An 11,806-nucleotide genomic window follows, 5' to 3' on the forward strand; every position below is an offset into this window, starting at 1 on the left:
AGCAACGACGTCGACGTTAAAGGAAATCTTCAGTTTGGATTAAGTTTAATGGGTTACAGGGGCAAGGACAATAGGAGGGATTATTGAAAATAGATCGTGCGAGCAAAGCTTAATGATATGTTGCTCTTCGAATGGGTAATGCCCGGTTACTATTTCATACCCCCCAACCGAAATTTGGGGGGTATGCCTTTATTATATACTGGGACGCTCGTTAGAAGTGGTAACTGGCATTAGCATAGACGACCCGACCCAAGGGGTTACCATAGCGAGTATCTATCCCATAAAGCTGATAAGTTGAGAATGGAGGTTTGCGATCAAATACATTTCGCGACCCTATTGTTACTGCTATACCATTTTTGAAATGATATCCCCCATAAACATCAAATGTAGTATAAGAAGCAACTTTATTATGGGGCACATAATAGTCAGGCATGTTGACTTGATAATCTGTATATCCAGATTGGAAATTACTATTCAAACCAGCACTCCATGGACCTTTTGACCACCCTATATTGGCAGTACCTTTCCAGCGGAATTGGACAGTATTTGTACTATCCATTCTACCCAATCCTGTAGTGAACCCTTGTCCAAAATCCTCATTATAATTAAAAACATAGGTCATATTATAACCAAAATTCCAATTACCGATTGAAGTAGGTAATAGGTAATTAGCTGTCAGATCCACTCCGTTAGTATGTACTTTGCCAATATTAGCAACAGGATTGTGGAAATAATCAATTGCCCCTATAGGCCCATGATCATTTTCAGCACAGCTCTGACCGTATCGACAAACATTTTTATCATGATCCAAAGCGTACTGATCACCTTCAGTCGTAATATCATCACGAATGTGGTACCACCAGAAATCAGCAGATGTCGTCAAGTTATGGATAGGTGAATAAACCAAACCAAACGACCATTCATTTGATTTTTCGGGTTTCAGGCGCGGGTTGCCCCCAGTTACAAAACGCGGATCAATTGAACAACCGTTACCAGACCCACCTTTAGGACAAAGGAGCGGATCGCGAAGGTTACCTGCATAGGTGAGTGACTGAGGGGTATACAAGTCATACAAAGTTGGAGCCACAAATGCTGAACTCCAAGAACCGCGGAACACAAGGTTACTTAAAGGTTGATAACGGAAAGAAATTTTTGGATTGGTGGTATGCCCTACTGAACTATATCTGTCATATCGTAGTGAACCTGTTAAATCTAAAGAATCCAAAATCGGTACATCAACCTCTGTCCATAACGCCTGTTGATCGCGGTGTCCAGCCACATGACTCGCTTGGATACCAGAAGATTGGACTGGGTTATCATAATCTGTTTGGGAAAAACGCTCATGACTGGCTTCAGCACCTAAGGCTATCTGTGCAGGACCAGCTCCGAACCAATCACCTAAAGAATGGCCAATATGACCGTCCCATATATATTCAGAACCCCATGACTTCTCAAGCGTACCAGACCATTTATCTCCTTCCAGCAATTTCACTTCAGCAGGAGTAGAAGGGTAAAATGGATTAAGTAAGCCGGAATCAACTTGTGATTGCACGTCATTGAAATTTAAATATCCTTGGTTACCACGCCAATGGGTTGTACTACGGTCATATGCAATCGCGGTATCATACGTCCATCCACCAAAAGAGCCTTTCTGTTCAAACTGGATACGTTTCACATCGCTTTTTTGTCCCATGCGATCTGACTCGAGGGGGGATAGCCAATATGCTGTTGCAGCCTGTGTAGGATCGAAAGCAGAGCTACTATTACTTGTAGGGAAGCTGGGCGAACCGGGCTCCACATCCAACTGGAGTATATCTGGATATGATTTAAAGTTAGTATAGTTATGAGACCAATAATAAGAAAGCTGGCCTTGATTATGTTCGCTCTCTTTAAATGTCGCAGCAGTATAAAGAGAAGTATTTTCGTTATGATTTATATAATCACCCTCATCCCAATCTTTTGCACCGCATACCCCATGGGAAGTAGGACGTGAGCCAAAACAACCTTGCTGCAAGTATGGGCCACTTTGCTGAAATGTCGCTCCGTTTCGGTATACTGACCCATAGTAAGGTCTAAATCCATTATGCCAAAAATGGCGGGAACCAGTTGGTAACTCATTCTGATTCGAATAACTCAAACTACCCATCCAGTTAAAGCCATCCTTATCAAGATCGCCGTAACCCCACGTACCTGTGTACGTCTTACTTTGTCCACCACCACTATGAGTAGGAGTATCAAGATCAGCTGAAACTTCCGCACCCTGATAATTCTTTTTTGTAATAAAATTAATTACGCCAGCTACAGCATCAGAACCATATAAAGCTCCTGCACTATCCCTTAGTACTTCAACACGGTCAATCGCAGCAAAAGGAATGGAGTTCAAATCGACTCCAGCTCCCGCATAAGAGTTAGCAATGACACGGCGCCCATTGAGCAAAACCAATGTCATATCTGTACCTAATCCTCTCAAGTCTGCAAAGGATGCTCCACCCTGGTAAGGTCCAGAATTTTGAGCGGTAGCATTGGCACTAGAATTATTAATACCTAATGTCTGTAAGAACTGATCTGCGGACGTAATTCCTTCAGCTCGTAGCTGACTTGCATGATAAATCGTCACAGGAACTGCCGTCGCCGCATCAGGCGTAGCTATCGCCGAACCGGTCACTGTCACATTTTTTAACTGTTGAGTCCCGGCAGTCCCCACTGTTGCTGCGGGTGCTGCGGCTGCCGGCGCAGCAGGTGCCGCTGCCGCAGGAGCGGCGGGGGCGGCAGCGGCCGGTGCTGCGGCACCTGAGCTGCTGGATGAGCTTGCGGCCGGAGCAACATAATCACTACTGGATTGCGCGTAAGCATGGGAAGTATGAAGCGCAACTGCGACCAAGAGTGTGGATACAGAGGCACATACAAGTGCCGGGCGCTTATTGAAAAGTGGATGACGAGCCACGGACGAAAACGCAGGAGCACCCTGCCACGTTCCAGACGATCGAAGGTTCATTGATAGATCCCTATGGAGCATTAATTATTGTTGAGATTATTATCCCGTGTACTGCAACTGGGTCGTACGTTGAGAATCGGATAGTTACAGCTATTCCATTTCCTGAGAAATGAGCCGGTTGGCAAAGAATTATTTTTAGTATCTAACTGAAGGATGAAGAACCCGTAAAGCTATCGGCAACGAAGATTGAGACACCTATCGCGGCTCCGTTCCCGATAATTATTATGTGAGTGTCTTCCAGGTTTTCATTTCAGTCTGAACTCAAGCTTAATGTTTTCGATCTCGCATTACAATACGAAAAAAACATTTACTAAACGGTATTCAGGATTTTTAGGAAAACCTGGAAATTGCCTCGCAATACCGACTTTTCCTATTGCAAGACTCAACTGCCACGTCCATGGCGGGTCCGGAAATTTATATAGGGAATATCAATCCGTTGGCAGCGAACTTATCTGTAATAAAACAAGAAAGGGAGCCTGAATACTCAGACTCCCCCTTTCGCCATATTGCTCTATAACTATCGAATAAATATCGAAGTCACACTATCAAGGTTGTGTCATAACCGCCAAACGAGTCACACCTGCACGCTGAATATCAGCCATTGCTTTAGCAACATCGCCATACTGCACGCCCTGATCAGCACGTAACTGTACGCCCTGATTGGGGTTGGATGAATGCGCCTGGCTTACCTGGGCTTGCAGTTCATCCAACGATACCTTGGTTTGTCCAATATAATAGTTACCTGACTTATCAACACTCACCACCAGAGGCTTGGGTGTATTTGCCGGGGCCACCGCATGCGTTTTAGGCAGATTCAGTGGAATGGATTTGGTCAAAAGCGGTGCTGTTACAATGAACACCACTAGAAGCACGAGCATAACGTCAACCAAAGGGGTAACGTTCATTTCACTCATGACATCATCGTTGTCAGAATTTCCGGAGAAGGCCATAAGTCCCTCCTCTTGTGAACAAAGGGTTTTAGGGATCTGATGACAGTGTATCGGCTTCGACACCCGGATGATGGAAATCGCCACCATCATCAGATTTTACATGTTCTTTATTTTCTTTTTACCAATAACCAGGTTGGCATACTCGGCATTACGCTTTTTCAGTAACGACGGGTTTGGTAGAAAAAGAAGTTTCTTGTGCCAGGCTATAGAACTCTTCAGCAAAAGTATCCATATCCCCATTCGCCAGCTTCAGTTTGCGCACGAAGAAGTTATAAATCAATACAGCTGGTACCGCCGCTGCAATACCCACCCCTGTTGCAATCAGGGCGTGCCCGATCGGACCGGCGACACTTCCAAGATCAGCTTGACCAGTAATACCAATACGCACCAGTGCTTCCATGATACCCCAAACGGTACCGAACAGGCCGATAAAGGGCGCTGTACTACCGATACTGGCAAGGATGGCAAGACCATTCTCCAGAGAACGACGCTCAATCTGGATTTGACGGCGCAGGCTACGTTCCAAACGATCCGAACGGTTGATCTGCTGAGCAAGCCCACGACGATGGTCAGCAATATCGTTACCGCTTACGACATCCACACCTGTACGAGCCAAATGGGCCATCGCTCCGCTGGACTGTTGAGCAGTCTTGGCGCCTTCGGAAAGATCGCGGGATTTCCAGAACTCACGCAGGAAACGTCGACTTTGGGACTTGAAGCGACCGAACTGTACACCCTTGATCAACAGCATGGCCCAGCTAATGACTGAAAAGAGAATCAGTACCCAAAGCACAGTAGGAACAACAAAGCCTGCTACTGGGCTCGCCAATATGGATTGACCAAACATATTGGCCTGATTGACCTGAGTAGATTGCTCAGTATGAGCATCCTGAGCAGCCGGGTTACCAGCAGGTTGCTGCGTTTGAGTATTATTACCAGCGGTAGTTTGCGCCTGCTGATTCTGAGTACCATTGGTAGTGGTATCACCACCAGACTGAGAAGGCGTTGCTGAACCATTATTGGTGTTGTTTTGATCTGCCATGTCTACTCCATTGATGTCGCCGGGGCGACCCTACTCGTTCAAATTCAAATTTTGATTCAGGTACAGTAACAATCTTTCCTGTACCCGAGATGAAATTCACTCAAAAGCATTAAATCCAAAAACTACTGTTTAATCCGAAATGCCTCCCGCTCCAGGTGGCAAATTGAACGTAATGGGCTGCAATGCATAACCAGCTATTGGTGTATTACCCCGTTTCGCAGGGATGAATTTCCAACCTTTAACCGTCTGCACGGCTGCGTTATCAAGGATACTGGAGCCGCTGGAATGTACGACTTTAACCTCGCCAGCACGCCCTTCTGGGGTTACAAGAATCTGTAGTTCAACTGTCCCCTGAATGCCACGACGCAATGCCAGACCCGGATATTGCGGAGCCGGATTACCCAGTGCCTGCATGCCGGATACGGCAGGCGTCACCTTGTTCGAGTTGGCACCACTTCCACCTGCAGCATGCCCAGTACTGGACTGCGAATGGCCACTCGCCGCCGATTGCGAAGGATGCGGCGCTGGATGAGGTGCCGGGTGCGGAGCAGGATGCGGCGCCGGGTGAGGCACAGGCCGAGGATGCGGCTCATGGTGCACAGGACGTGGCACGTGATGCACAGGACGCGGCTTGGGTTTTGGCTTGGGCTTCGGATGCGGGTGAGGCACCGGCTTCGGTGGCGGCGTCACAGCATTACGATCAACCGGCGGCGTATGCTGAACAGGCTGCGGCGGTTGTGGCGGCGGCGTTAATTCTACCTGTACGGGCGGAGCCCCCCCTGAGGCTTCAGGAGGCACTACTGCTTTAGTAATGCGTGGGCTATGAAACAGCAGCCATAATATGAATAAGTGAACAAGTATTGAAATCAATACCAAAACCAGAACTTCCGGTTTTTTTATTGATCTATCCTTGAACCCTGTTGCGACCAACGACATATCCTTTACGCTTCCTTGTAATTTTTATTACTACTGCAAAACGACGAATGTGTATGCACACTCATGACAAGTAATGCACCCGTTGTTACTGGTGAACGATAGGTGAAAACCACTCAGTCATCAGTGACTGTCATCAATCAGCCTTGCCTGTGAAGATGGCGGTAGTTCAACCCAAGTAAAAAACAAATCAAAAGCCTATGCTTACAAGAGATCAAACCTGTTTATTTTTGTCTAAAGTTTTAGCTTAAAAGTTGCACATATAAACTGCAATACGCAAAAGCATTTTTTTAATCTTCTATTCATACAAAAGGGAGTCTTCCCGAGAAGAGCTCCCTCTGGACGCACTCATCGTGCGATCAACCAAATACACTAAAAGTGGAAAGATACATTGGCAGTCACTGATCGTGGCTGTCCATATAACAGGCCGTCGTAGAAACCGAATTGCTGATAGTAGGTTTTGTCCGTCAGGTTAGTGACATTGATCCCTGCTTCCCAATTGCGGGAAATATCATAATGCGCCATCAAATCCACAATAGCATACCCTTTTGTTTTCAGATTGCTCTTATCGTATTTACCATTTCCCAGGGGACGTCCGGGATTGGCTTCCCATTCGCGCGAGCTCTGCGCAGTAACACCGCCCCCAATGGTCAGCCTGTGCAGTGCGCCTGGCAACCGATAGGTCGTAAACAGATGGAACTGGTGGCGAGGATCCTGCCGAAAGCCCAAACCGCTTTCACTTAGATAGGTATATCCGGCATAGAGATTCCAGTTAGGCGTAATCTGCCCCATGACTTCAGCTTCAATGCCATGAGATTTAACACCGCTTGCAGCTCTATAGATATCATAGGATGTATTAGGATTGGGAACCCCCGTATCAACTGCTACGTTGTTTTGCTTGTTACGGAAATAGGAGAGCTCCGTGCTCAAACGATTATGGAATAATGAAGTTTTCCACCCCGTTTCATAACTATTACCCTTGGTAGGGCTAAGAAGGTTACCATGAGCATCATCCACATGCGCATCTTGTGGATCGAACACATTGGTATAGCTAGCGTAAAGCATGTTGTTGGGATTGACCGTCCACACTAACCCGGCATATGGCGTGAATTGTCCATGGTAACTGGTATGTGGTGAGCGTGTCCGCGTATCATGCTTATCATATGTGGTTGTGAAAGTGCGATAGTTACTGAAACGGCCTCCCAGGATCAATTTCAAGGGTTTTAATAATGTCAAACGAGTCGCGGCATACAGCCCGTAGTTTTCAATATGGGTGACTTCCCGCGCATCAGTACGTTGCGCACTAAAGTTGGGATAAAAGCTATTATCCCAGTTTTTCCAACGGGTATAAGGCAACCCGGTCGCACGATATTGGCAGGATTTAGCACTGTAAGGTGAAACATCCCCTATTTGGCAATTACCATAATCGGGACCGAAATTGTAATCGGTTTCAACATCGTTATAGCCATTAAAACCGATTATAAAATCATTACGACGGTTGAATATGTGAAATGGGCCGCTGGCACTGATATCAAGCGCATCACGGTTGGCTTTTCCCTCGGAGTGCAAAGCATTCAAGGCTGCACCACTGCCGTCACGATTCCAGAATCCGCCAAATTTTTTCTTTGTTATATTATTGACCTTGGCCTCGCCCAGATTGGTGAAATAAGTGGAATGAATATGAGCATATGACGTATGTAGTTTCCAGTTATCATTCAGTTTCTGATCAATATTGAAGAAAAGCGTGGTTGCACGCTGACTCAAGAAGCTCCAATCGGCTGTCTTATTGGTTTTGCGTGATAAATGGGTACGAGTACCATCGGCATACCAAATAGGAACGTCAGTTCCCCACGTGGCACCATCATGACGATCATTTTCCTGTTGAATACCCATATTTATCGTAGTACTTGAAGTAGGATTGGCGACGACATTAAAAAGCCCACCAAACCGTTTTTCCTTTTCATTATTCCTGAAAGTATCAGAATCATCGTAACTAAGTACGGTACGGGCTCGCACAGTGCGCTCTGCATTTAGTGGCGTACTAACATCCAGCATGGTATGGCGCTTGTTCCAGCTTCCACCTGTATATGAAATTTTGGCTTGGGGGATATAACCGGGGCGCTTGCGTTGAAGGTCTATGGTAGCAGATGGGTCTCCAGTGCCACCGAGCAACCCATTGGCGCCCTGTATGACTTGAACATTATCGTAAAGATCCATATTCAGGGTATTGCCCGTCCCCGAAAGCCCGCTGACACCGTTGAATTGCAATCCATCCACCTTAAAGTTAGTGATATTGAATCCACGAGCGCGATAAGTGGTTCGACCGCCATTGTCCTGTGATGAAGAAGTAATACCGGAAGCATTACGTAATACATCCTGCAGGGTTTCCATATTCTGGTCATCCATCTGCTTACGTGTAATAACCGTAACGGACTGCGGAGTTTCGAAGGGGGTCAGCGGAAGGCCGGTTGAGATACTGGTAGGGCCAGCAACATAATTACGATTCGTCAGAAGTGGTGCCCTTCCCGTTACCGAGACAGTTGCTAAATGTGTACTGTATCCATCACTGACTGTCTTGCCACTTGTTGTCGTTGTCGGCGTAGCTGGTGCTATCGGTGTGGTTAGTGAGTCTGAAGAGGGGCTAGGCTCTACTTGAGATACTTGAGCATGAGCCAATGGAATCAAGAGGCACACTGGGAAAAGGTGTACGCTGAACCAGACCATACGCTTGAGTGAAGCAGGATATCCCGATGCACTGCTCAAAAAAGAAGGTATATACCTTCCCCCGGGACTGGCAATGCGATAGCCCCCTCCCAATACCCTCTCCATGAATATACCATTACGTTGATATTTCCCTTTGTTACTCATCCCTTGTAGCCCCTACTCTCTATTCTCATTATTCAATCAAATCGATTGTCGTGGCGATCACCCATATAAAATCAATACGATCAATACAATCAACACTCAAATACATATAACAATAATTATCATTTGCATTTAAGCTAAAATAAAGAGTTGAGCGAAATTGGTCAATAAAAAACGCTCTCAATAAAGAAAACAGGCAAGAGCTGAAGTGGAGAGGCATAAAAAAACCGCAACCATCCGAAGATGATTGCGGTTTCCCAGATTCTACTCCAACACCAATATCAGTATCGGATACAAATCTTGACTACATTTACTGCTTACTACCGCTGTTGTCGTTTTGACTCGGTAATGCATAGGCAATCAGGTAATCGCCCAGTTTGGTACCGAAGGAACCATGACCACCGGCGTAGATGACAACATACTGTTTACCATCAACGCTGTAAGTCATTGGGGTAGCCTGTCCACCAGCAGGCAAACGGGCTTGCCACAGCAGTTTACCGTTGGTGACATCAAAGGCACGCAGGTAGTCATCATCTGTCGCTGCCAGGAACGAAACATTACCTGCAGTAACAATGGAACCACCAATACCTGGCATACCCACCTTGAAGGGAGGTAGCTGGATCGGCAGCGGACTGCTAGCCAGCGAGTCACGCAAAGTACCGTTACGATGTCTCCAGACAATTTTCTGGGTACGCAGATCAATACCTGCCACTTCACCCCAGGGCGGACGTTTACAGGGCAAATTGAAGCCCAGAGGTGTAAACAATGGATCCATGAAGCCAGAGATTTTCACACCGAAGCGCGCGCCATAGTTTGGCTGAAGCCCAGTTTCACCACCGGATCCCTGAGCATCTTTCTCAGGCCACAGCGGGTTGTCCTTACCACGAGGCACCAACTGTGATACGAAGGGCAGAAACTCAGGGTTAGCGATAGCGATCTGACGGCGTGGATCAACCGAAATACCACCCCACTCAAACACACCAAGGTTACCAGGATAAACCAGCGTACCGCGTAAGGAAGGCGGTGTGAAGGTACCTTTGTAGTTGAGCGTATGGAAATAGATACGACATGCCAACTGGTCAAGGGTTGATCCACCCCACATATCAGCACCGGTCAGCAATTTGCTGGGACGGAACGTCAATTTGGAGAACGGCTGAGTTGGTGAAACGTGATCACCAGGAGCTACATCTTGAGTCGGTACCGGCAACTCAGGCGCATCAACAATACGATGACCATTACGGCGGTCCAACACAAACAGGTTACCTGTTTTAGCCGGCGCATATAGCGCAGGAATGGTAGAACCATCTTTCTGTTTCAGATCAACAAGGCTGATCTGAGAGGGAAGGTCCATATCCCACAAGTCATGGTGAACAGTCTGATAGAACCAGGCCAGTTTACCAGTATCAGCATGGAGGGCTAGAACACCGGATGCATAACGCTCTGCGTTTGCATCACGACCACCACCCCATTCGTCAGGCGTCTGTACCCCGGTTGGGATATAGATGAGACCCAACTTGCTGTCGTAAGAGTTGGTAATCCATGAATTGGGCGAATTGGCCACGTACTTGTGATTCGGTCCCGGGGGTTCATTCGGATCCGGATTGCCGGTATCGAATGACCAAACCAGTTTACCGGTATAGGCGTCAAATGCACGGATAACACCGGAAGGCTCTTTAATGGAACCGTTATCGGTTACCGCCCCGGCGATGATGACCAGATTTTTGGTAACCACAGGTGGTGAGGTCGGCTCATAATCCCCGATCTGTTTATAGGGCATACCCTGATCTTTCAGATCGATTTGACCATTGTTACCGAAATCGGAACAACGCTGTCCGCTTTCTGCATCGATAGCATAAAGCTGACCATCATTGGTCGGCAGGAAGATACGGGCTTTACACTGCTGCGGAGCCTGTGCACCAGAACTGGTCACTGCATTTTGTGCAGGTGTCTGGAAGTAGGTCACACCACGGCAAGTCAGGTGCTGGAAGCCGGCATTATCATAAAGATGAGGATCAAAAACCCATTTGGTCTGACCTGTCTGGCCATTCACCGCAAACAATTTTTGGTGAGTGGAGCAGAAGTACAGTGTTCCGTTTACCGCTAACGGTGTTGCTTCGTTAGTGGTTTCTCCCGGATCACCAGGGCGTTTCAGGTCATGCGTTTGCATGGTCCAGGCAACTTTAAGATTTTTAACGTTGCTGGAATTGATCTGATCAAGAGGAGAATAACGATCACCAAATTCGGAACGACCATAGGCACGCCAGTCACTGGCAGGCTGTGTAGTCGGATCACCATTCTGAGCTATTTGATCGGTAGGCAGATTCCCATTCTGATTGAATGGGTCCAGGAAGAAGGTGATAGCAAGAGTCAACAGACCCAGCACAACACCGATACCCAGAACACTTTTCGCACCTGCACTACGAGCAACCCCATTGGCGACAAAGGGCAGCCAAAGCAAAATACCCAGTAAGCCAACAACGTCAAGACGGGGCACCAGAGACCAGAAGTCATAACCGACTTCGTAGAATGACCAGAGCAACGTGCCAATGATCAATAAGCCGTGGAGCCAAAAAGCAGCTGCCTTCTGTTTGAAGATCAGCCACGAAGTTATGAGCAGAACGATACCACTGATCAGGTAATAGGGTGTATCACCATAGCTCAGCAGCCATCCGCCCCCAATAACGAGATATAGACCGCACAGGAAGAAAATAACTCCCAGAATGCGTGCCCATACCCTCGATCCGCTAGTGGAGCGCATCTAAAGATCCTCACTTGATAAAAGTTATATGCAAAAACTCGCCTCAATTCTTTTCAAACAGTCACATAAACCTTGAAAAGCATTGAACACGGCTAATACAACGTGATGAATTTATGATGTTTATAGTTGGACAATGCAGATATTCCAGCGGACTATTGTGCCTCAACATGCAAGGGGCAACAAACTGGATCTTTCCTGCCCCCCATGTCGAAGCAGAATACCCCAACACAACATCCACACTACACATCCAATTATAGAAGCAA

The 11,806-nt window shown here is 47.0% G+C and carries 6 protein-coding genes; all 6 read right to left on the reverse strand.

Going from position 1 to position 11,806, the window contains the following annotated elements; all coding sequences use genetic code 11:
• Nucleotides 1-211 precede the first annotated feature (211 nt).
• The 6 genes from LMG33818_RS07105 to LMG33818_RS07130 all read right to left on the reverse strand — a co-directional run bounded on the left by LMG33818_RS07105 (nt 212) and on the right by LMG33818_RS07130 (nt 11,543).
• Nucleotides 212-2,995 carry a TonB-dependent receptor gene (locus tag LMG33818_RS07105; protein ID WP_442322672.1) on the reverse strand — a complete coding sequence of 928 codons (2,784 nt, stop codon included), beginning with the start codon at nt 2,993-2,995 and terminating at the stop codon, nt 212-214.
• A 545-nt stretch (nt 2,996-3,540) separates the two neighbouring features.
• The gene (locus LMG33818_RS07110) at nt 3,541-3,945 is read right to left on the reverse strand and encodes an ExbD/TolR family protein (protein WP_442322673.1); all 405 of its coding nucleotides are present in this window, start codon (nt 3,943-3,945) and stop codon (nt 3,541-3,543) included.
• Between the two features lie 148 nt (nt 3,946-4,093).
• Nucleotides 4,094-4,987, reverse strand: coding sequence for a MotA/TolQ/ExbB proton channel family protein (locus tag LMG33818_RS07115; RefSeq protein ID WP_442322674.1), 894 nt, complete (start codon nt 4,985-4,987; stop codon nt 4,094-4,096).
• Nucleotides 4,988-5,116: 129 nt separating this feature from the next.
• On the reverse strand, nt 5,117-5,923 hold the full coding sequence (locus LMG33818_RS07120) for an energy transducer TonB (RefSeq protein WP_442322675.1): 807 nt from the start codon (nt 5,921-5,923) through the stop codon (nt 5,117-5,119).
• Between the two features lie 369 nt (nt 5,924-6,292).
• Complete coding sequence (locus tag LMG33818_RS07125; protein ID WP_442322676.1) at nt 6,293-8,788, reverse strand: TonB-dependent siderophore receptor; 2,496 nt, start codon at nt 8,786-8,788, stop codon at nt 6,293-6,295.
• A 307-nt stretch (nt 8,789-9,095) separates the two neighbouring features.
• Nucleotides 9,096-11,543: a glucose/quinate/shikimate family membrane-bound PQQ-dependent dehydrogenase gene (locus tag LMG33818_RS07130; RefSeq protein WP_442322677.1), complete on the reverse strand. Its 2,448-nt coding sequence runs from the start codon at nt 11,541-11,543 to the stop codon at nt 9,096-9,098.
• Nucleotides 11,544-11,806 lie beyond the last annotated feature (263 nt).

The organism is Cernens ardua, assembly GCF_051251085.1.
Classification (GTDB): domain Bacteria; phylum Pseudomonadota; class Gammaproteobacteria; order Pseudomonadales; family Halomonadaceae; genus Cernens; species Cernens ardua.

Coding starts and splice junctions, on each gene's coding strand:
- LMG33818_RS07105 (WP_442322672.1), bottom strand. CDS start 2,995: ATGAACCTTCGATCGTCTGGAACGTGGCAGGGTGCTCCTGCGTTTTCG.
- LMG33818_RS07110 (WP_442322673.1), bottom strand. CDS start 3,945: ATGGCCTTCTCCGGAAATTCTGACAACGATGATGTCATGAGTGAAATG.
- LMG33818_RS07115 (WP_442322674.1), bottom strand. CDS start 4,987: ATGGCAGATCAAAACAACACCAATAATGGTTCAGCAACGCCTTCTCAG.
- LMG33818_RS07120 (WP_442322675.1), bottom strand. CDS start 5,923: ATGTCGTTGGTCGCAACAGGGTTCAAGGATAGATCAATAAAAAAACCG.
- LMG33818_RS07125 (WP_442322676.1), bottom strand. CDS start 8,788: ATGAGTAACAAAGGGAAATATCAACGTAATGGTATATTCATGGAGAGG.
- LMG33818_RS07130 (WP_442322677.1), bottom strand. CDS start 11,543: ATGCGCTCCACTAGCGGATCGAGGGTATGGGCACGCATTCTGGGAGTT.